Raw genomic sequence first — 20,544 nt, forward strand, 5'->3', positions numbered from 1 at the left:
GCTATTCCAATACTCCTGTTTAACGTTCCAGTATTCTCCGGATAGCCTGTTTTTCATGCAGTGACAACAAATTGAATTTCTCGGGACTAACAGTCGACTTTGCAGCAATGAACAGCACATTTGGGTAGTCAATGAGTTTTTCTTGCAATAATTTCGCTCGCTCCATGTGAAAATCAGAGGTGATCACGATGAAGAGATCTGGAGAGATCTTTTTGATAATCTCCTTTGATAGCATAAAATCTTCGTAGGTATTTGTGGATAGTACAAATGGAAGTAAATCTTTCTCTGCGACACCTCTTTCCATAAGATAAGCTTGAGCATAAGTGCCATGCGGCTTTTCTGTCCGATTGAAATGTTCACCCATGCCTCCGGTGCATAAAATTGCAGTCCCCTCATTATGACAATAGAAATTATAGGCACATTCATTTCTATCTAATGCCATAACGCTGAGATTCCCCTGCTCATCATTGGGTGCGCCCAACAATAATATCAGGTTTTTAATTTTTTCCATACGATTTAATTATTCATACAATCAAATGTAATAAGACCTAGATGAAAACCAAGTAAGAAGTCGGTTAAATTTTATCCAGTTACTATTAATTCTTAATCATTTCATGCTCAAATAAATTAAAATGTTACAAAACATTTTTCAAAGTTGATTAATCAATCGATTGACTAAACTAATTATGATAAAAGTTTATTTTTTTACACACCAATAAAAAATGCCTTATTTATATTTATTGATACACAATATAAACCATTATGAGAAAACTTTTAAATCTAATGCTTGCAACCCTCGCTTTAGGGGCTGCATCCTGTAACAAGACCTTGGTAAACACCGAAGAAAGTGTCGAAACTCTAAAAGCAAAAACATCAACTAGCTCGGTAACAAATGAATGGAACAGTAATCCCTACAAGCTGAACGTCATCTATTTTGTTCCAAATGATGTTGATTCCATTCCCAATTTCAGAAAGCGTCTTAGCAAGATCCTTTTAGACGCCCAAAACATGTTTGCAAATAATATGAATCGCGAAGGCTTCGGTAGAAAATCCTTCGGATTAGATCTGCTCAATGACAGCCTAATTAACATCCATTACATCGCTGGAAAATATGGTAAAGCTACTTATCCATACTCAGGGGGTAGCGGCGCTGTGAAGGCGGAAGTGGACAGCTATTTTAATCAAAATCCGTCAGGAAAAAAAAGCGAGCACAATCTAATCATTATTCCAACCTACAATACAGATCCAGCTAATCCGGGAGGCCCTCCATTCTATGGCACTGGTACCAGCTGCTATGCGTTAGATTATGTAAATCTGGACGCTAAAAACTTAGGAATAGGCGGTGATATTGGATGGAAAGCAACTGTATGGATAGGTGGAATGATTCACGAACTGGGCCATGGATTAAATGCCAGCCACAACAGAATGAACAAAACGTTAGCGCCAACTTTAGGTACGGCATTAATGGGTTCAGGCAATTCAACCTACGGAATCTCTACAACTTCTTTGACCAGTACCACAGCAGCAACATTTAACAATAGCCAAGTATTCAGCACCGTGGCAAGAAGTGACTGGTATGCTTCCGCATCTGCAGAAATAACATCCCTGTCATCAAGCTTTGTGAACAATAAGATTATCGTTTCCGGGAAATTTACAACAACAAAACCGGTCAATGACATTGTTGTTTGGCACGATAGGGAGCCTTTTGGAGTGAATAACGATTATGATGCCGTACAATGGGCTACAAAAATAATCGGCCAGGATAGTTTTCGATTTGAGTGCCCATTAGCTGATTTTTATGATCTGACAGGAAATTACGAAATGAGAATAGGATTTCTCCATGTCAATGGAAGCCGTACTACCTTAGGATACGCTTATAACTTCGTTAACAATATCCCCGATTTATCCAAGGTTGTGACCTATAAATTGTTACCGACCACAGGTTGGTCAATTGTAGCTAGCGATAGTAATGAGCCTGGATCACCGGCAAGCAATGTATTGGATATGAATAGAAGTACAGTCTGGCATACTCCCTGGTCGTCCACTCAAACTCCGCAGCCACATTTCTTCTCCATCAATATGGGCGCAATACGTACCGTAAAAGGAGTTGCTTTCCGTAACCGCGACAATTTAAATGGAGCGATGAAAGATGTCAATATTTACTCAAGTACAAATGGTATAAGCTGGACGTTGATCAAAACGACGCAGTTGAGCAAAGTTGCTGGCTCCTGGATCAATGTCGATCTTAATACATCCATTAGCACCCAATACCTTAAAATAGAATCGACAAGTTCTTGGGGTGATTTCTTCTATTCTCATCTTGCAGATTTTGGTGCATATTAAAATTTAGATCGATAGAATATAGGGCCGATATCGCAAATAATATCGGCCTTTTCTAGCTTTGATCAACACCGAATAAGTGAGATTCATAATTGAGGTTAGCAAATAATTTTATATTTTTAGTAGATCATGCTGACTTTGACTTATCAATAAGCTAGAAAAAACGATCGAAATAATCACTTATCATTAAAATTAGGATGAATAGACAAGAACTGATCAAAACTTTTTCTGACAACCACTATACAGTTATTGCCTATATCCAGGCATTACCTGAGCCTCATTTTTCATATCGTAATCATGAAAAATGGACGGCTGGTCAGCAACTAAAACATATTCTATTAACGCTTCTACCCTTTCCAAAGGTACTTCAGTCAAAAGATTACATAGCCCAAAAATTTGGATCCCTGCAACGCGTAACCTGGGACTACGACACGGTACGTAACAATTATCTCAAAACAAGCCGGCAAGCCCCAAGTCAATTTTTGCCTGAAGAAATCCTGCCCGCACAGAAAGAGGGTCTGATTGCGCAACTGGAAGAAGTATTAGCTACAATCAATCAGCTATTTGTACTGTACAATGAAGAGGAGCTCGATAGCCTGGTTTTACCACATCCTCTGCTCGGCAAACTCAGTATACGCGAAATGTTTTTTCTGATGAGCTATCATCCCCTACACCACCTGAATCAAATCAAAGAAAACTTGGTCTCATTCAATCAATGAGCCACACTTTATTCATCAGCTTTTCATCGAATCAGTGTTAATGGTATTGTCTATTCTCTTGCATGGACCATATCATATAAATCAAAGCCTTCAGCCCAATAGTCTTTATGAATTTCCCTTAGTATAAAACCATTTTTCTTATAAAATCCGAACGTGAATTGAGAGGTACCGACTTCGATCTTTTCAACCTGATGATGGGTGTACAGAAAGTCAATACGGTAATGCAAAAGGTTTTTTCCAAAACCAAATCCGTGATATTTTGGATTTAAAAAACTCCAGCTCAAAAATCCTGTGCGCTCATCATCAGAAAAACCTACTCCACCGCCACCAATAATTTGCCCGTTAACCAGTGCAACAAAATACGTCTCCATTTCCTGGTCAAGATATTCTGTGAAATCGGCAACCTCGCTCTGTGCAAAGTACTTCGGTATATTCATATGAAGAATATCGATCAGCTTATTTCTATCCTGAACATCATATTTCCTAATTTCCAAATACTTATCCATAATTGGTATGATTACAAATCCCTGTCTATTGTTAACTTACATTTCCTTTGAAGTTTATTAAATATAATAATAATTTAGTGTGTTTTTATTGCGCTATTTCCAGGCCCACCGATTGGCCGTATTTTTCCCAAGAAACATTAAAAACCATCGCTATTGGCTTGATTTTTGATTAATTTTTTGATTAATTTTACGGTCGCACTGCGGTAAGCAGATGATCATTAAATACCCAATATGCAAAAACCTCAAAAGGATATTCCGATTTTTTTTGAAGCATTAAATCAGATGCCGATTGCAACTGCCATTTATGATAATTCGAACCTCAATATCGCATTCGCCAACTCGCGAATGCTAAATATGTGGCGTACAGAAAACGAAATATTTGGACATTCCTTTGGAGAGGTTTTTCCGGTTTTTACCCAAGAAGGATTTACAGATATACTCCGTAATGTCTGGGAAAGCGGTGTCACCTACAAGGCATTTGAAACCCCTGCAACGATCATTGACCGTGATTTCAAGATCAAACGTTATTTTGATTTTGAATATAGACCCCTCTTTGATAAGCGTGGCCGAACTTATTCCATCCTCCACACAGCCACAGATGTCACGCATAAGATACACGAAGAGAAACCTGAAGATCAAGAAAATATAACAATCAATCCGGCAACCAACCTGCGCATGATATCCTATACGCTATCACATGATGCTAAAAATCCTTTGGCTCTTGCTAAATTGGGTATAGGTGTACTAAAAGAACATTTGGATATGCAGTCCAATAGACGGCTCGAATTGTACGATGTCATTGATCAATCACTTGAAAACATTGCTGATATTATCGACAAAACGGTAGAACTGAGTCTTGCCCCAATCAATAGACTACGGAAACAATCTGTTCGTTTAGATCTTACATTGCCCAATTGGTGCCGAGAAGCCAAATTATTATATCGTAGCTCGCATACCGAACTTATCTTTGGTGACCTTTTTCCAGTAAACAGTGATCAAAATGGAATCTACCAAATCTTTACAAACTTGATCAACAATGCCGTCAAATACTCTTCGGCCAATAAGAAAGCAGCGGTACATATTTATAGTGAAAAAGTAACGAACGGTGTGTTATATATCATCAAAGACAATGGTATCGGTATTCCGCAGCATGAACTCGAAAATATCCGCATGGAAAGACTCCGTGGTTCAAATTCAACGGATTACCAGGGAAAAGGCATCGGATTGTTTATCGTTCAGGAAATTCTTGAAAGACTCAAAGCGCAGATGGCCATCTTCAGTAAGGAAAACCAAGGAACCGAAATCCGTTTATTTTTCCCAAATTAATAAAGCGACGTAGCCCTTTTATCTTCCCTTTCATGGTAGATTTTGCCAATCTTAACCTGCTTTCAAGAAAAATCATTGTTGGACTGCTGATTTATGGCTAATTTTGAGTGTTTAGAAATTGTAAGCAAAATCAGACACGTCTCTATGAATCATTTTCGTAAATATTGGAAACTATTTTCCCATATTGGTGCACATCCGGGCATGTCATACATCGATTTCAAACGCGTACACATGATAAATTTGATTGCATTGTTATGTTTATTTCCGACAATTTTCTTTTCGATCCTCAATCTTATCGACCACCGCTATGTTTTATCGGCGATTAATTTCTCCAATTCAATATGTTCGTTTACGGTCCTTCTGCTTCAATATTATGGGAAACACAATATCGCTAAAGCAACACTATTGACAAGTAATTCTGTGTTTTTCTTCGCTGGGGCACTACTTTATAAAAATGGCGGCGAATATTTTTTATTGTGCACATTGATTGTCTCGATGTTGATGTATGACAATCGGAAGATCCATATAGCCCTTTGTATTACAGTAGCTTTCTTGATTTTACTGCTATATCTGCTTCCTGATATACTTCCCTTGAGCCAGCAAGTTCCACGATCCAGATCTGTTTTCAATATTATCAATGCACTTGCTTTCATGGTCGTTGCGGTCAACTTCTTTCTTGATATCATCTATAAGAATATGAAAAAAATTGAGCAGCAACGCCTCAACTTAGAATCCATGAATCGAGACAAAGAAAAAATTTTTTCTATTATCGCGCACGACATCAAAAGTCCTTTTGCCAACTTGGAAGCACTGGTATTTATGTTTCGTAATCAGATGCTCGATAGTACGGCCTCCCAGGAATATATCCAACAGATCTATCAGCAGATTACGCAGCAGAATCAAGCTCTGGATGATTTACTACAATGGGGCAGCAGCAGTATGCAGGGTATGAATACCAAAGCATCACCCCAATTAATCAAACCTATGATACAACAAATTATTAAAGTTTTTAGTGAGAACACACAATCTAAACAACTAAAAATCAATATCGATATACCTAACAACACGCAGATAATTGCCAATCGGGATCATACCATCATTATTTTACGCAACTTGATTAGCAATGCGATCAAATTCAGCTATGTGAATGGGAATATCAACATTTACACCAGCATGGATGAAACCTATACACATATTCATATTCAGGATGAAGGAATAGGGATTAACCCCTCGAAGTCTGCTGCGCTTTTTAATGAGATTCAGCAAAAGTCCTTTGGCACAGAAGACGAGCCCGGATCGGGTGTGGGTCTTGTCTTATGCAAGGATCTTATTGAACGAAACAAAGGTGTTGTGAACATCCAAAGTACCCCCAATAAGGGATCGGTTTTTACAGTGGGATTGCCATCCTGCCCCAGCCATAAGCCGCAAACCAATGTCGAAGTGCCTACATGCTGTTAACTCAAATATAGGTTTAGAATTTTTTTTGTAAGATTATTTCCGGTCGAGAAACTTTATGTGCTTCAATATATGTTCATTTTTGTAGATTTACCCCTAACGCACATTGACGCAAAGGAAATATGGAAGTAAAAGCCAATTATGAATATAAAATCATCGACACACCAGTTGGTCCTATACACTTAATCGCTACCGAAAAGGGACTTTCAGGTTTAGTTTGGGCGGACAAGGATTATATCCGCACAAAACTTCCTACAGCAACCTACAATGAACAGGCTCCAGTTTTAATACAGACAGAACTGCAGCTGAATGAGTACTTTGCAAAAAAAAGAAAGATATTTGATATTCCGCTTGATTTTCAGGGAACAGCCTTTCAGATCAGGGTCTGGGAAGTGCTTTTAGGTGTTCCCTATGGTACAACCAGGACTTACGGTCAGCTGGCGCAGCAACTTGGCGACAGCAAAGCTGTCCGTGCCGTTGGTGGCGCGTTGAATAAAAATCCTATAGCCATCATTGCCCCCTGTCATAGGATAGTTGGCACCTCGGGCAAGCTTGTGGGCTTTGCCGGGGGCATTCGCAATAAGTCTATCCTGCTTGACCTTGAACAACACTATCAGACCCCAACACTATTCGATCTTTAAAGCTGATTATTAGCCTTGGAGCATATCATTCCTGCGGCATTCCAATCATTTCAGGGAATCTTTGAATTGCCGATGAAGAGAAAAAAAATTGCATCTCCGCTTTTGTAATTAAAACTATATCTTTATGAAAAGAATTACACGGTCACTATGATAGAGAATACGTTTGGAATGGATATAATGCCTGAAAATGAACATGACAGACTGAATGCCCTCAGACGCTATAAAATAACTGGAACCCCTTCTGAAGCCAGCTTTGATGGAATTGCAAAATTAGCCACACAAATCTTCAATGCCCCTATTGCATTGCTCTCACTGGTGGATGCAGAATCTGTCTATTTCAAAGCAAATATTGGCATGGGCACCACAAAGGAAACGAATCGAGGGCAAAGCTTGTGTAGTCTAGCTATTCTGGACAAGAAAGTAACGGTCTTTGAAGATACACTGAAAGAAGATATCTTACTGACCAATCCAAATGTAATTGGTGATTTTGGACTACGGTTTTACGCAGGTGCACCACTTATTACCCATGATGGTTTTATGATCGGTTCACTGTGCGTCATCGACAAACATCCGCGCGCTTTCACTGCGGCTGATCGACAGATATTAGAAGGTCTTGCTCGGACCGCAATGGATCAAATCGAGCTTCGAAGTTCTTCCATAGATAAAATTGATGAGCTTGAGGGTGTCAATATTACTATGGCAACCATGCAACAACGGCTGCTCGAGCTTAATGACGAGATGGAGCTTGCCAACGATGAACTTTATCGTACCAATAGCCAGCTCAACAAATCCTATGATTTGACAGTGCTGCTCAACAAAAACCTCAAAAAAAGTGAACGTCGATTCAGATCCTTTATAGATAAAGCCCCAATAGCCTTTGCGATTTTAACAGGCCGTGAATTAGTCATTGAAGTTGCCAACGATATGATGCTCAAACTCTGGCGCAAAACAGAAGTTATTCTCGGCAAACCACTAGCACAAGCACTTCCGGAATTACAGGGACAGCCTTATTTGGGGATATTGGATGATGTCTTTACTACTGGCCAAAACTATATTGGAGACACTGCCTACGCAAGACTTGAGTCTATGGGGGAATTGGGCGATCATTATTTTGATTTCACCTATGAGCCGTTGAAAAATGATGAAGGCGAAACGGAGTCTATTATTGTCATCGCCAATGAGGTTACGGATCGTATCAAAAGAAACGAACACCTTGAAGCCCTCAACTATCAGTTGGAAATTGCACTAAAAGCTGGTGAACTTGGTTCTTACAATCGCGATATAAGAACAGGTAAAATGGACTGCTCGGAAACCTGTAAACTCAATTTTGGCCTCACTAAAAACGATCGCTTTGATTATGATGTCCTCATGCAAAGCATCGTCCCTGAGCACCGCGAAATGGTCTATCAAAAAGTTCAGGATGCTATCCAGAACAAGACCACTTATCACGCTGAATATCTCATCCGTTGGCCTGATGGATCGTTGCATTGGATCAATGCGTCGGGTCTTCCCAAATACGATGCAGAAGGCAATGCGACTCACCTCATTGGTGTAGTGGCGGATATCACAAAACGGAAAAATTATGAGTCACAAAAAGATGATTTCCTGGGCATTGCCAGCCATGAACTAAAGACGCCCGTCACGGGATTAAAGGGAACGATTCAACTGCTGGAACGATTCAAGGACAAAACCGGAAGTGACATCATTTCAAGACTTATTGATCAGTCTGCTGTCAATATCAAAAAGATCGTTACACTCGTTGACGACCTTCTTAATATGCATCGAATAAGTGAAGGGCAGCTTCATCTCGAAAAAACAACCTTCAAGGCATCAAAGATACTTACCTCCAGTTGTCACAATATCATATCCCAAGGCAACCATCAAGTTAATATTACCGGCGATCTCGATGCAGATATCTTTGCCGATGAACAACGTCTTGAACAAGTCCTTGTAAATTTTGTCAACAATGCCGTTAAATATGCCCCAGAATCGAGAGAAATCAATATTACGGTTGAACAGCTTCAAGATCGTATCAAAATAACCGTCAAAGATCAAGGTGAAGGTATTAATCCGGCAGTACAGCCTTTTATTTTTGATCGATATTATAGAGCTAATCACGAAGGTAAATCTTACTCGGGGCTTGGACTAGGGCTCTATATTTCCGCTGAAATAATCAAAAAACACGGGGGCCAGATAGGAGTTGATAGCACCGTGGGTTTGGGCAGTAGTTTCTGGTTTTCCATCCCACTCCCGACAGCAGAAAAATAAACGCAAAAGAGCCGGTTTTTACCCGGCTCTTTACTATCAAATCCTACGTGCTTATTATTGACAGACTGCTTACACTTACGTGTAGTAGTCAGGCATTTGAAAATAGACTTAGGCTATCTCCTCAACCGTCGCATCAGGCGCATTCTTCTTGACAGACTCAATACCATTTTCCATACCACTTGCACTTTCATACATCTCGCTGGTTCCAATAATTTGGCCATTGGTAGCTTTGAGGTTAAAGTAGTGCTTACCGTTCGTAGAAGTTTTACGATCAAATTTGTTATCGTCCTGAGCGTTCTTTTTTACAGATTCAACGCCATTTAAACAGTTGGCTTTAGTTGTATAACCTTCACTGCTTAAAATCACCTGTCCGTTTCCAGCTTTTAGATTAAACTGAAATTCTCCATTTTTCCGTGTTTTTACTTCAAATTTACCCATTTTCTCAATTAATTAAATAAATATGTGGTTATTGGAATTAACTTCCATACTAAAGATAATACTTTTCAATGTTTTTATTGTAAAACAACGATTAATTTTTTTATCATCAATAAGGCACATACTTCCTATACATCTGTTCTAACAGATTCAACGTCACAGTACGCAAGACTGTTTAATCTCTTAAAGCGGTTAAATCTTGTGTAGGAGCCGGCAAATTCAGATTACTTATCGCCGTATAGACAGATTCATCGACTTTAAAACCCCATTTTCTAAAAAAATCCGAAAGATCTTTTTGTACAATCTGACATGCCGATAGCATAAAATAGCGCATTTTCTCTGCGTCTGTTGAAACTGCAGGTCTGTTCTCGCGGGTAATTTTGCTAAGTTTGATGTAGAAATCATCACCAAATCCTAGCCAAATCTGATGAAACATAATCATTTTCAAATCATTATCCCCTGAATTAAAGTTGCGGTCCGCGATGTTTTTCTGAAAGTAAGTCGTCAATTTAGGCCAGGAATTATTGGCAGTCACCCGGCTTACCGGCAATCCAAATCCCCTTTCACTGGCTAGAGAATAGACATTCACGGTTGTTTCTGTCAGATTGCCCCAGGTCCAAGCTTTTTGTTGATAGGTATGCCCTACTTCATGCCATATTCCCCATCCATTTGTATTGGACAGGTATTTTGGCTGCAACATACGATAAGATAAAGCATCGGTAAAATAAATAGAAATACCGGCAGCCATATAACCACCTGCACTCGAATCTCTCACGGTAATCAGGTGTTTATTATATGGTATGGCATGGACTCCACTCGTACCATTCAAACCACTGATCCGATTGGAAAAACCAATAATTGAATCCAGTCTATCTACAATAAGCTGTTGATCTTCGTTCTTATACAGCAGCGCATCAGCAATTTTGGTTACCATAATGGTGTGATCTGACGAGAAGACGACATCCGGCACTGTATTTTTCAACGAATCCAATGTAGCTACCCATTGCTCATGGGTGGTAATTCCCTTTTGAAAGTAAGGTACCGAGATAAAGCCATTGCCAAAAGAAAGCTCTATTTCTCCAGTTGTTGTGTAGTTATCAGCTGTATAAATCACATAAACCAAACCCCCGTATTGATCCACTGTGAACGTTTGCGTACCTGCCTGGAGATTAAAATACTGCCGTACTGGTCGAATATTGTCTCTAAAAGGCGTCCCGATCGCTAAGCGTGCCGCTGTAGTCCCCGAGTTGACTTTTACTTTTATCGTTATGGAACTGTTTGGTGCCACATAAAATCCGGTTATTTGCATCTCATTATGATTTGCTCGAAACTGAAGTCTATCAACCTCAGTTGCAGCCGAAGGACTTACTTTAAATAGTTGGACCGAATCCGCTATTGCTAAGGATTCTCCACTGGAGCCGTTCAGCAAAGTGTACATTAAGCTCCCATCCTTCCGACAGGAAGTGGTCATAGCGATCACTAAAATCGCGATTAAAGAAAACACGGTCTTTCTCATAATTTTTAAATAAAGTTTATAAATTGTATTAATTGTCCGCACTTCTTTTCGATCATCCTTCAAAGCCTCAGCGGCTGTTTCGAAGTTTTTATTTTTCTGATCGATTTATGGTTCATCGAAACTCGAAAACCAGACGATCCATGCAAAGAATTCACTTAACCTTAGGCAAAGTATTTTAGTTCATAATCTAAAAGCAAGATATAATATATTGTACAGAAAAATAATCAACCACTCCACATCAAACGTTTGCATAATCAACGAAAACCTTTTCGCTTTGATGAATTTCAAATAATTATAAAGAAAATCTGTTTTAAAAAAATGACAAGAAACGAGTAACACCCCTATTCTCTACTGCTATAGAAGCTAGATGTTATTCAAACTAACTACACAACCCCAACGCTATTCCCTCGAACACCACATCATAAAGGACTAACATGGCAGCACATAATCATCACATCTGTTACCATCAATAAAATTATATATCATTCTCTTGACGTAGATTAATCATTACGTGAAGTCGAAAAACTCCAAAAAAACAGTATAACCAAAAGTTATAACACATCTGTTTCTATATTTAACTTTTAATACAGATAACAAACATAAATACCTATAATACAAAGAATAATGAAAAACAAAAAACATAAAAAATAGCAGTCAAAAATTAGAGTAAAAAAGGCGATTTCTCTGTTATTGGAATCAGGTTTTTATTCATCCGTCTATCTTTCCAGTGATAGTCTGCTGCAGGTTAGTTTTACCACAATCGGTGATAAAAAATTATAATTTTAAAAAGCGAATCGTTAAATTCGAAAAGTACACTATGAAATTAATACGCTAATTTTGCTTGCATTCAAATAAGATTGATGGAACACTTAACCTAAACTATAGCCCTAGACACTATAGTTCGGCAATAACGAGCGATTATCTTAAAACATGAAAAACAACATAAAGGAACAAAACGAAACGTTAAATCAATTGGATCAAAATTCAGCATTGCTAGCAGAACACCCCATTCTAGTAGAATTTAAAAACCTTATTCACCAGTATCCTCAGAATCACTGGGACCTCCAATTCTACTTGAAAAAGCTCAATATATCAAGAATAGCGTTACATCGATTGACGCTTTCAAGTAATGAAACTTCACCCAGCACGATCGTCAAGGAAATTGTTGCAAGTGAGATTGCCAAAAAACTAGCTTCTACGGAGATTCCGATTAAAGAGTTGACTTCGTATTATGGTTTTAGTTCATCAGCATCATTAACACGGTTTATAAAAAAGCATACTGGTCTTAGTCCGCGAAAATTTAGAGCATTAAACGCATTGGATTATGTTTAGACTTGTCCAGCGACTATCTCTCATTTCGATAGTTAAAAATTGAATATCTTTAGGTAAACCTTTTTACGATGTTTCATGATACTCATGCATTTACCAACATTTAATATTGATTCAATAAGGCTGCACAGTGAATAAAAATCAAGATAGTGCAGCTACTGCTTTTTGATAAGCTTGTAATTATTCAGCGATTCGTCCTTTTGAACAGTATACTGATCTTTGAGTTGCATCACCCAACCCTCACCCTCTATTCGCTGTCCTTCGATTTTAGTAGGCCTACTAACGGTTATTTTATCCCAATTGGGCGCCATGAGCGCCCCACTTTTGACATCTAGAATCCCCCAGTTATCGGTGATCCTTATGGTTGGATAAACAGTTCCCAAATCTGTGATTGGGAGGATATTTCTCGGATCAAAAGACACATTCATTTTCTCAAATTTAATGGTCATATGAGGCTGATCCACAAACAAGGAACGATATAATGCAATTTGCTTCTTTATTTTTTCCGCTCGTAATTGTTCTTCTGTGAATATCTGTTTTCCATTATACTCCGCTGTAATGGCTTTTACTGTTGCTGCAAGATCTTTCGGAAGTTCAATTTTCAATTCGCGCATAAAGAATACAGTTAAATCTGTATTTACTGAAATCTTTTGATTCCAAAGCGGATCCTTTAAACTCATTATATATCCATAGATGGGCGTGGTATTGTAGGCAAAAGACCTTACATAAGTGGGGTTCTTGAAAAATCTGTCTATTACATCAATGAAATGTTTTTTTGTTTTTTCTTTATCTCTCCCACTGATCATTACTCCGGTATACTCTGCAATCCCTTCATTAAGTTCCAATTGATTTTCAATATGGGCAGAGCCTGGAAAAAGTGAATTTCGATACTTCCGAAAAATTAAAGCATCCTTCAAGTGCATTCGTTGTTCATCTTGCGCGTCTGAACAAACCGCCTTTTTAAGCGCCTCCAATTCTAAACGTAAGTATATCCGTCCATTCTCTTGATCGAGATGGGTACTTTCGCTGTTATTTTGAACGAAGCCCAAAGCCGATTGTGCGGAATGATACAATTCATGAGCCAACAAATTGATCCGTGCATAATAATTTTTAGATAAAGGCAACATAATCATCGCCCAAGTGCGACCATTCCACGTTAAAGACGTATTAGCAATATTTACACTGTCGGGCAATTTACCAATATAGCTATTTTTATATTGCACAAACGAACTATCGGTACCAAAGTTATTACTAAATAGCTGTCGTGTCTGAGGCTCCACCAAAATAATATCACCATATAAATCTCTATTCCATAACGAATAACCAATTTTAGTTGCAGTTTTAATTTCACTAAAATATTGAACGATACTGTCTGGCTTTGTCTCCTTAGATTCTTGTCCAAGCGCTAATGCACTGAGCAAAAGATATAGAAACGTTATAGATATTTTCTTCATTAAACACTTGTGAAAACGGTTATAAATGATACTCTTCGGTTAAAAAGAGATTTTTAGAATTTGACAAACATCTTCTTTCCAATTGCTAAAAATACACATTATATCACTAAAATATCTATCATTAAACAAAAAAAAGCACACTTAATCTGTGTACTTTTTTGCTCAATATCGACTATCTTGTGTTTATACATCAATATAAAGACTCTTTGAACTACAAAGTCTCCTTGAGATATACTACTGATTCCAAGTTCAATCCATCGAGTCTGCTAATACCTGGTTGTTTTACAAATCCATTCTGTTCAAAAAGTCCGATCAACGAACTTCTTAAGGGTTCATTGATCCAAATCACGTCGTAGGTACTGCAGACGGCAAGACATTTGTCCATTAATGATACCTCCATTTGCTGCAAAGCCTCATGCTGGCAGACACCGAAATCCGCGATTCGAATCACACGTTTACCTGCCAAGCCATCCGGCTTCTGCCCTTTCGAGGTTATTCTGGCATAACCCATCGGCTGATCGTTAGCATATACTACCAGCCATTGATTTGACATACTGTTTATTTCGTTGACAAGTGTTTTGGAATTAAAACTATCAACAATGTAATTGTCTAGTTCAGCTGGCTCCACTAAGCTGCCGAATTTTTCTAGGGCTAGAGTTTTGGTGAGCATTGACAACGCTTCAATTCCCTGCTCTGTTGCTACCGTAAATTTTGTGACTATATTCATATGTGCATCTACTATTAAATACACAAATGTACATGCTATCACTTGCTATTATTCGATACACATTGTTCATTTAGCATCAGTACAGGCTCCCACATAAATAACGACCTATATGCTGGATCGCTTCTATTCGTTTATCAGAAAATTTATCCGCGATGACCAACCTAAAATAATGTTCAAAAGTATTCGCAAAAGAGAACGTATAGCCCGGCGTAAATCTTGCACCAATTTTTTCACACTGCGCGTAAAAATCCGCCATATCTGTACTTTCAGGCATTTTAACCCAAAGATTATACCCGCCTGCAGGTGTGATCACTTTGGTTTTTTCAGGAAAACTGGAAGCGATTAGGTTGGTGGCCAGATAGGCATTTTTTGCCAGTTGCATCTTCAGTGAACGAATATGCCGATCGTAACTGCTGCTACCGATCAAACGGTTTACGGTCTCCTGATTCAGAGGAGAAACTGTACTGCCCAATGCAAACTTGATCTGTTCAGCATCTTTCAGAAATCGCCCTGTGCTTAACCAACCCAGCCGAATTCCAGGTGCCAGGGTTTTTGAATACGATGAATACGTCATGACCAATCCGCTTTCATCAAATTGTTTTAGTGTGGATGGTCTGCTCCCCTGAAAGTTCAGGTCTCCATAGATATCGTTCTCGATTACAGCAACATGATATTTATGAGCAATCGCCAATAAAGCAATTTTCTGTTCATCTGAGAGCAAAATACCTGTTGGATTATGAAAATTCGGTGTTAGGACGACAGCTTTTACAGCACTTCCTTGACATGCTTGTTTAAAAAAGTCTATATCAAAACCATCTTTAGTAAGAACAGGAATTTCAATGACGCGCAGTTTGAGCACCCGAATGACCTCTAACGCAGAAAATACGCATGGACTTTCCACAGCAACAATATCTCCGGCTTCACATACAGCAGCCAAAGCGATATACAAAGCCTGTAAGGCACCATCTGTGATCAGCAATTCATCTGCATGCAGCAAGGTCTGATAGGAGGCCGCACGCCTGATAATATTATCCTTCAATTGTACCGAACCATTAGATGGATAATAGCGCAGTAACCCTGCCCCTTGTTCCCGAATGACCTGCTGCATGGTCCGAAGTAAAAGTTTTTGCGGAACAAGAAGATCCCCCGGGGCAGCAACATTAAATTCCGAAAAACCCCGCCCCACAGGTGACGCTGTTGTCAGACCAAGCCCTTGTTCAAAGACAGCATCCCTTACTACCGGTGGACGTCGACGCCCTTCCGGTTCTGCCAGCATTTCATTCTTCGCACTGACATAGTAGCCAGATTTCGGAACACTCTCCACCAAACCAATAATCATAAGGTACTCATAACCTGACTGAACAGTACTCATACTTAAACCATAGTAATCTTTAAACTCGCGTACTGAAGGCAGCTTTTGCCCCGGTTTATAGATCCCTGATTTTATATTTTTCTCAATTGCTTGTGTAAATATTTCAAATTTATAGCTCTTCATCTGTATTGATCACTTTTACCTATACTGTACCTGTATCGCAAATCTAATCAAACTAAATTTGTCTAAAAAAGAAATGACAGGTAATTATCAAATCAACAGCCCCAGCGAATTACGTGCTCTTCCACAGGAAGTATTACCCGAGTTAAGTCAGGAACTAAGAAACTTCCTCATTGACCATATTGCTACACATGGCGGTCATTTTAGTTCAAGCCTTGGAGTTGTAGAACTTACTATAGCAGTTCATTATGTATTTAACACCCCTAAGGATAAATTGATCTGGGACGTTGGTCATCAGGCTTATGTCCATAAATTACTCACGGGGAGAGCGGCTCGCTTCCATTCGAACAGACTTCTAGGCGGTATAAGCGGATTTCCTGTTATGGAAGAAAATAACTTTGACGCCTTTGGTACAGGTCATTCTTCCACATCCCTATCAGCAATTCTGGGTATGGCCTGCGCAGCCAGGTATAAGGGTGATAACAGCCGTCAACACATCGCTGTTATCGGTGACGGCGCCATGACTGCCGGCCTGGCATTCGAAGCTTTAAATAATATAGGTTTCGAACAGCCTAACCTATTGATTATATTAAATGACAACGATATGTCTATTGATGCCGGTACGGGAGCCCTACAAAACTATCTGACCGACCTGACCTCGGGGCAAGCCTATAATCAGTTCAAATCACAGATCAAAAAGCTGCTGTCACCCCATAAAGATCGGACACAATGGTCAATTGCTGCGATTAGAAAAATAGAGAAATTGATAAAAACAGGGCTATTTGCATCGAGCAATATTTTCGAGGCATTGGGAATACGTTATTTTGGACCAGTGGATGGTCATAACCTCCACAAGCTTATCAAAATATTTGAGCAGTTGAAGCATGTCCCCGGGCCCAAAATAGTGCATTGTGTAACACAAAAAGGAAAAGGTTTTACACCAGCCATGTTAAACAAGGCGGAATGGCATGCCACAGGGAAATTCGACAAACTGACAGGTATACGGTTAGAAAACCAGCTACCGCAACTCTACAAGGAGACTTTTCAGCAAGTGCTCGGCGACACGCTGATACAGCTCGCCCAACATAATAGCCGTATTATCGCTATAAGCCCAGCTATGCTTTCCGGCAGCAGGCTGACGGCAATGAAACAGCTGATGCCTAACCGCGTTTTTGATGTTGGTATCTGCGAGCAGCATGCCATTACTTTTTCCGCAGGCCTTGCTGCTGATGGGCTACTTCCTTTCTGTGTGATTTATTCGACATTCTTACAACGCGCCTATGATCAACTAATCCACGACGTCGCTTTACAGAAATTACCGGTCGTGTTCTGTATCGACAGGGCCGGCGTTGTCGGTCCCGATGGCCCCACCCATCAGGGGGCATTCGACATTGCTTTTCTTCGCTGTATACCCAACATCGCATGCGCTTCGCCCATGACGCTCACAGACTTTAAAAATTTGTTGTTCATGGCTCAGGATATCACTCTTGACGGACCGCTTGCAATCCGATACCCAAAAGGCCCAGGTAGTCGAGAGAAGCAATCAGACAAATTTATAAGACTTGAAATTGGAAAAGGAAGAAGGCTTTGTTCAGGGCAAGACATTGCCATACTCTCTCTTGGGCCCGTTGGTCAATATGCACAGGACGCCTGCAACGAACTGCTCCGGGAAGGCATGCAGGTTGGGCACTATGATCTACGGTTCTTTAAACCGCTCGACGAAGCGTTATTACATGAAGTATTCCAATCATATTCCTATATCATCACTGTTGAAGATGGATGTATAGCTGGTGGAGTAGGAACTGCAGTGCTGGAATTTATGGCCGAACATGGCTACTCAGCGACCTTGAAGCGACTTGGCTTGCCCGATACTTTTGCAGTACAGGGTACACAGCAACAGCTTCACCAACTTTATCACTACGACAAGCAGGCTATTATCGCCACGGTGAGACAGCTATACACGGGTCCGCTCGAATCGGCAGGCTCAGGGTGTAGCCTTAAGCCGAACGAGTCTTCCCCAAACAGTTAACTTAGTCACAATAGTAGTGCTTAAAAACAATATAGATTAAACTATCATTTGGTCTGATCATAGGATGTAAACAGCATAGGACCAACCCTGTCAGACATTCAGCTTGCGAAGCTTTCCTAAAAGGTCTTTTTGTCAGGACATGCCTTTCATAGACTTACTTCGTCTTTCAATTGTAAAAAGAATCTATAAGAGCCAAAACTGCTTATATCTTCTAAGACAAACATCCAGAAAGGTACGGTGTTTGTGGCTTACATGAAAGAAACAATGTTGTTTCTTTCATGTAGCAATTCATACCATGAAACACTTATTCGTCCTCCTTGCTATAGCGACTGGCTTATTTCTGATCAGCAAGGTTTGCTTTTCACAAAAAGGGAAAGATTCAAAACCGTCAATACAAAATACTATGAATACTATAAATCAAAAAGATCATGTTGTCTATTTTGCCGGAGGATGCTTCTGGGGAACTGAGCACTTCTTTAAACAAGTCCGCGGGGTCACCGCAACCGAAGTTGGCTATGCCAATGGAAACCTTCAGCACCCTTCATACGCACAAGTTTCGACAGGAACGTCAGGTTTTGCCGAAACCGTAAAGGTAAACTTCGACCCAGAGCTTGTCGATCTAAAGCTGCTCATAGATCTTTTCTTCAAAACAATTGATCCAACTTCGTTGAATAAACAAGGCAACGATATCGGCACGCAATATCGTACAGGCATCTATTATACCAATGCAGATGATGCCGCCGTTATCAAAGAACAAATAGCTTCTTTAGCAAGTCAATACAACAGCAAAATAGTGGTAGAAATAGAACCTTTACAAAATTACTATAATGCTGAAGCTTATCATCAAAAATACTTGGACAAAAACCCCGGTGGTTATTGCCATATAAGCCCTGATTTATTTAAGCTTGCGCGAAATGCAAACCCCGAAAAAGAGAAAGCGGATGTTAAAAACACGTATAAAAAAGCAGACAAGGAGACCTTGAAAAAGGAGTTGACCCCATTGCAATACGATGTTACACAAAACAGTGCAACGGAGCGCGCATTTGACAATACTTATAATGATGAATTTAGGGAAGGTATTTATGTCGATATCACAACCGGAGAACCCTTATTTGTTTCCACAGATAAATTTGAATCGGGATGCGGATGGCCAAGTTTTTCCAAACCAATTAGCGATAGCCTGATTCAAGAACACTCCGACAATTCGTACGGGATGCGCAGAACGGAAGTGCGCAGCAAAACTGGTGATGCACACCTCGGCCACGTTTTTAACGATGGACCGGCAGATAAAGGTGGTCTACGCTATTGTATAAACAGTGCTTCACTTCGATTTATTCCAAAAGACAAGATGAAAGCACAGGGCTACGAAAAGTACCTGCCGTTATTGGTGAAAAAATAGTCTGCAGCGCCTCCAACGAGGCGCTTGCTCTGAACATTTCAGAATCTTTCAGGCTACCCTTATAATAACCTATTATTCAATGCAAAAACCAATGCTTCATTCATGTTGCTTACCCCTAGCTTTTCAAATAATTTTCGTCGATGAAATTTCACCGTATCAATGGAAACGAAAATTTTCTCCGAAGTTTCATGAATGGTCAGACCTCGATGATAAAAACGTAAAATCTCTATTTCACGTTCGGTAAGATTAATCTTTTTTTGGGAGTTCCATTTCCCAGTCAACAGATCCAATTCCCATACTAGATTGGAGTGCAGCTTTTCGATAGTCACGTTACCTGAAGATACGTTAGTGGATAAAGACACGATACAAATTGCTTTCCATATTTTCCCCTCTTCTGTCAAAAAAACAGGTGTCAGTTTATGATTAATTAAAATAAACTTGTTGTGTGCATTTTGTATCTGAAAATCATACGATATAACATAAAGCTTCCGTTCCTCGATGGGTATTTTTTCATAAAAGCTGAACCCCGCTTCATTAATCGTAATGAGCATCTGGAAATCATCGGATGGAACATGTTTTTGATAAAAGCCATAGCCCATTTCCAGTACCTCTTTGGCTGTTAAACCAGCGAGAAACAGCGGGTTGTCTGAAACAAACTCAAAACTTTTAGCCTGGTAATCGATTAGATAAATACTCTGATAGGTAATCCGTGAGAAAGCTTTGACGAGCTCAATATAGCCATGGGTCTGCAGGATGTCCCTTTCTGAAAGACGATCAACAGTATTTTTTTGTGAAAATAGCGCGTTAAAATCCATAACGAAATTCTAAATGTCGAAGTTAAATAAAACTACACTCAAGTGTAGCTTTTATTTGGACAAACTGTAATACTTTTGGACAAAACAGCTAAA

The 20,544-nt window shown here is 39.5% G+C and carries 17 protein-coding genes and 1 pseudogene; 10 read left to right on the top strand and 8 right to left on the bottom strand.

Annotated features, from left to right (window positions below):
- Nucleotides 1-19: 19 nt before the first annotated feature.
- Complete coding sequence (locus tag A9970_RS06640; protein WP_182981726.1) at nucleotides 20-511, bottom strand: YdcF family protein; 492 nt, start codon at nucleotides 509-511, stop codon at nucleotides 20-22.
- 251 nt (nucleotides 512-762) lie between these two features.
- Here A9970_RS06640 and A9970_RS06645 point away from each other — a divergent pair, with 251 nt between their 5' ends.
- Both A9970_RS06645 and A9970_RS06650 read left to right on the top strand, forming a co-directional pair.
- Entirely contained in the window at nucleotides 763-2,343 is a 1,581-nt protein-coding gene (locus A9970_RS06645; protein ID WP_220801528.1) for a discoidin domain-containing protein, read from the top strand.
- Between the two features lie 194 nt (nucleotides 2,344-2,537).
- On the top strand, nucleotides 2,538-3,059 hold the full coding sequence (locus A9970_RS06650) for a DinB family protein (protein WP_182981727.1): 522 nt from the start codon (nucleotides 2,538-2,540) through the stop codon (nucleotides 3,057-3,059).
- A 50-nt stretch (nucleotides 3,060-3,109) separates the two neighbouring features.
- Here A9970_RS06650 and A9970_RS06655 read toward each other — a convergent pair whose 3' ends face one another.
- Complete coding sequence (locus A9970_RS06655; protein WP_182981728.1) at nucleotides 3,110-3,565, bottom strand: GNAT family N-acetyltransferase; 456 nt, start codon at nucleotides 3,563-3,565, stop codon at nucleotides 3,110-3,112.
- A 231-nt stretch (nucleotides 3,566-3,796) separates the two neighbouring features.
- On the opposite strand from A9970_RS06655, the gene A9970_RS06660 reads away from it, so the two are divergent.
- The 4 genes from A9970_RS06660 to A9970_RS06675 all read left to right on the top strand — a co-directional run bounded on the left by A9970_RS06660 (nucleotide 3,797) and on the right by A9970_RS06675 (nucleotide 9,255).
- A complete protein-coding gene (locus tag A9970_RS06660) occupies nucleotides 3,797-4,891 on the top strand; it encodes a PAS domain-containing sensor histidine kinase (RefSeq protein WP_182981729.1) in 1,095 nt (364 codons plus the stop codon).
- 144 nt (nucleotides 4,892-5,035) lie between these two features.
- On the top strand, nucleotides 5,036-6,349 hold the full coding sequence (locus tag A9970_RS06665; RefSeq protein ID WP_182981730.1) for a sensor histidine kinase KdpD: 1,314 nt from the start codon (nucleotides 5,036-5,038) through the stop codon (nucleotides 6,347-6,349).
- 119 nt (nucleotides 6,350-6,468) lie between these two features.
- Nucleotides 6,469-6,987: a methylated-DNA--[protein]-cysteine S-methyltransferase gene (locus A9970_RS06670; protein WP_182981731.1), complete on the top strand. Its 519-nt coding sequence runs from the start codon at nucleotides 6,469-6,471 to the stop codon at nucleotides 6,985-6,987.
- Nucleotides 6,988-7,134: 147 nt separating this feature from the next.
- On the top strand, nucleotides 7,135-9,255 hold the full coding sequence (locus A9970_RS06675; protein WP_182981732.1) for an ATP-binding protein: 2,121 nt from the start codon (nucleotides 7,135-7,137) through the stop codon (nucleotides 9,253-9,255).
- Nucleotides 9,256-9,363: 108 nt separating this feature from the next.
- On the opposite strand, the gene A9970_RS06680 is transcribed toward A9970_RS06675, so the two are convergent.
- Nucleotides 9,364-9,693, bottom strand: a complete 330-nt coding sequence (locus A9970_RS06680; RefSeq protein WP_075992803.1) for a YegP family protein — start codon at nucleotides 9,691-9,693, stop codon at nucleotides 9,364-9,366.
- Between the two features lie 172 nt (nucleotides 9,694-9,865).
- Entirely contained in the window at nucleotides 9,866-11,206 is a 1,341-nt protein-coding gene (locus tag A9970_RS06685) for a M60 family metallopeptidase (protein ID WP_182981733.1), read from the bottom strand.
- Between the two features lie 930 nt (nucleotides 11,207-12,136).
- Here A9970_RS06685 and A9970_RS06690 point away from each other — a divergent pair.
- On the top strand, nucleotides 12,137-12,538 hold the full coding sequence (locus A9970_RS06690) for a helix-turn-helix domain-containing protein (RefSeq protein ID WP_182331930.1): 402 nt from the start codon (nucleotides 12,137-12,139) through the stop codon (nucleotides 12,536-12,538).
- A gap of 152 nt (nucleotides 12,539-12,690) precedes the next feature.
- Here the strand turns inward: A9970_RS06690 and A9970_RS06695 are convergent, their stop codons facing one another.
- The 3 genes from A9970_RS06695 to A9970_RS06705 all read right to left on the bottom strand — a co-directional run bounded on the left by A9970_RS06695 (nucleotide 12,691) and on the right by A9970_RS06705 (nucleotide 16,211).
- Nucleotides 12,691-13,989: a hypothetical protein gene (locus A9970_RS06695; protein ID WP_182981734.1), complete on the bottom strand. Its 1,299-nt coding sequence runs from the start codon at nucleotides 13,987-13,989 to the stop codon at nucleotides 12,691-12,693.
- Between the two features lie 211 nt (nucleotides 13,990-14,200).
- Complete coding sequence (locus A9970_RS06700) at nucleotides 14,201-14,716, bottom strand: N-acetyltransferase (RefSeq protein WP_145326837.1); 516 nt, start codon at nucleotides 14,714-14,716, stop codon at nucleotides 14,201-14,203.
- Between the two features lie 76 nt (nucleotides 14,717-14,792).
- Nucleotides 14,793-16,211 (bottom strand): PLP-dependent aminotransferase family protein, encoded by a 1,419-nt coding sequence (locus A9970_RS06705; RefSeq protein WP_182981735.1) that lies wholly within the window; start codon nucleotides 16,209-16,211, stop codon nucleotides 14,793-14,795.
- 73 nt (nucleotides 16,212-16,284) lie between these two features.
- Between A9970_RS06705 and dxs the strand changes: the two genes are divergently transcribed.
- From dxs to msrB, 3 genes and pseudogenes are all read left to right on the top strand, one after another.
- Nucleotides 16,285-18,237, top strand: a complete 1,953-nt coding sequence (dxs, locus tag A9970_RS06710; protein ID WP_182981736.1) for a 1-deoxy-D-xylulose-5-phosphate synthase — start codon at nucleotides 16,285-16,287, stop codon at nucleotides 18,235-18,237.
- Nucleotides 18,238-18,640: 403 nt separating this feature from the next.
- A pseudogene (gene msrA, locus A9970_RS29025) lies at nucleotides 18,641-19,108 on the top strand (peptide-methionine (S)-S-oxide reductase MsrA); the annotation flags it as partial.
- A gap of 108 nt (nucleotides 19,109-19,216) precedes the next feature.
- Nucleotides 19,217-19,636, top strand: a complete 420-nt coding sequence (gene msrB / locus A9970_RS29030; protein ID WP_220801555.1) for a peptide-methionine (R)-S-oxide reductase MsrB — start codon at nucleotides 19,217-19,219, stop codon at nucleotides 19,634-19,636.
- A gap of 59 nt (nucleotides 19,637-19,695) precedes the next feature.
- Here the strand turns inward: msrB and A9970_RS06720 are convergent, their stop codons facing one another.
- Nucleotides 19,696-20,451, bottom strand: coding sequence for a response regulator transcription factor (locus tag A9970_RS06720; RefSeq protein WP_153844638.1), 756 nt, complete (start codon nucleotides 20,449-20,451; stop codon nucleotides 19,696-19,698).
- Between the last annotated feature and the right edge of the window lie 93 nt (nucleotides 20,452-20,544).

Origin of the sequence: Sphingobacterium sp. UME9, assembly GCF_014170215.1 — a bacterium.
GTDB lineage: Bacteria > Bacteroidota > Bacteroidia > Sphingobacteriales > Sphingobacteriaceae > Sphingobacterium > Sphingobacterium paramultivorum.

Excerpts from the sequence above, each read along its gene's own strand:
- A9970_RS06640 (WP_182981726.1), bottom strand. The coding sequence starts at position 511 with ATGGAAAAAATTAAAAACCTGATATTATTGTTGGGCGCACCCAATGAT.
- A9970_RS06645 (WP_220801528.1), top strand. The coding sequence starts at position 763 with ATGAGAAAACTTTTAAATCTAATGCTTGCAACCCTCGCTTTAGGGGCT.
- A9970_RS06650 (WP_182981727.1), top strand. The coding sequence starts at position 2,538 with ATGAATAGACAAGAACTGATCAAAACTTTTTCTGACAACCACTATACA.
- A9970_RS06655 (WP_182981728.1), bottom strand. The coding sequence starts at position 3,565 with ATGGATAAGTATTTGGAAATTAGGAAATATGATGTTCAGGATAGAAAT.
- A9970_RS06660 (WP_182981729.1), top strand. The coding sequence starts at position 3,797 with ATGCAAAAACCTCAAAAGGATATTCCGATTTTTTTTGAAGCATTAAAT.
- A9970_RS06665 (WP_182981730.1), top strand. The coding sequence starts at position 5,036 with ATGAATCATTTTCGTAAATATTGGAAACTATTTTCCCATATTGGTGCA.
- A9970_RS06670 (WP_182981731.1), top strand. The coding sequence starts at position 6,469 with ATGGAAGTAAAAGCCAATTATGAATATAAAATCATCGACACACCAGTT.
- A9970_RS06675 (WP_182981732.1), top strand. The coding sequence starts at position 7,135 with ATGATAGAGAATACGTTTGGAATGGATATAATGCCTGAAAATGAACAT.
- A9970_RS06680 (WP_075992803.1), bottom strand. The coding sequence starts at position 9,693 with ATGGGTAAATTTGAAGTAAAAACACGGAAAAATGGAGAATTTCAGTTT.
- A9970_RS06685 (WP_182981733.1), bottom strand. The coding sequence starts at position 11,206 with ATGAGAAAGACCGTGTTTTCTTTAATCGCGATTTTAGTGATCGCTATG.
- A9970_RS06690 (WP_182331930.1), top strand. The coding sequence starts at position 12,137 with ATGAAAAACAACATAAAGGAACAAAACGAAACGTTAAATCAATTGGAT.
- A9970_RS06695 (WP_182981734.1), bottom strand. The coding sequence starts at position 13,989 with ATGAAGAAAATATCTATAACGTTTCTATATCTTTTGCTCAGTGCATTA.
- A9970_RS06700 (WP_145326837.1), bottom strand. The coding sequence starts at position 14,716 with ATGAATATAGTCACAAAATTTACGGTAGCAACAGAGCAGGGAATTGAA.
- A9970_RS06705 (WP_182981735.1), bottom strand. The coding sequence starts at position 16,211 with ATGAAGAGCTATAAATTTGAAATATTTACACAAGCAATTGAGAAAAAT.
- dxs (WP_182981736.1), top strand. The coding sequence starts at position 16,285 with ATGACAGGTAATTATCAAATCAACAGCCCCAGCGAATTACGTGCTCTT.
- A9970_RS06720 (WP_153844638.1), bottom strand. The coding sequence starts at position 20,451 with ATGGATTTTAACGCGCTATTTTCACAAAAAAATACTGTTGATCGTCTT.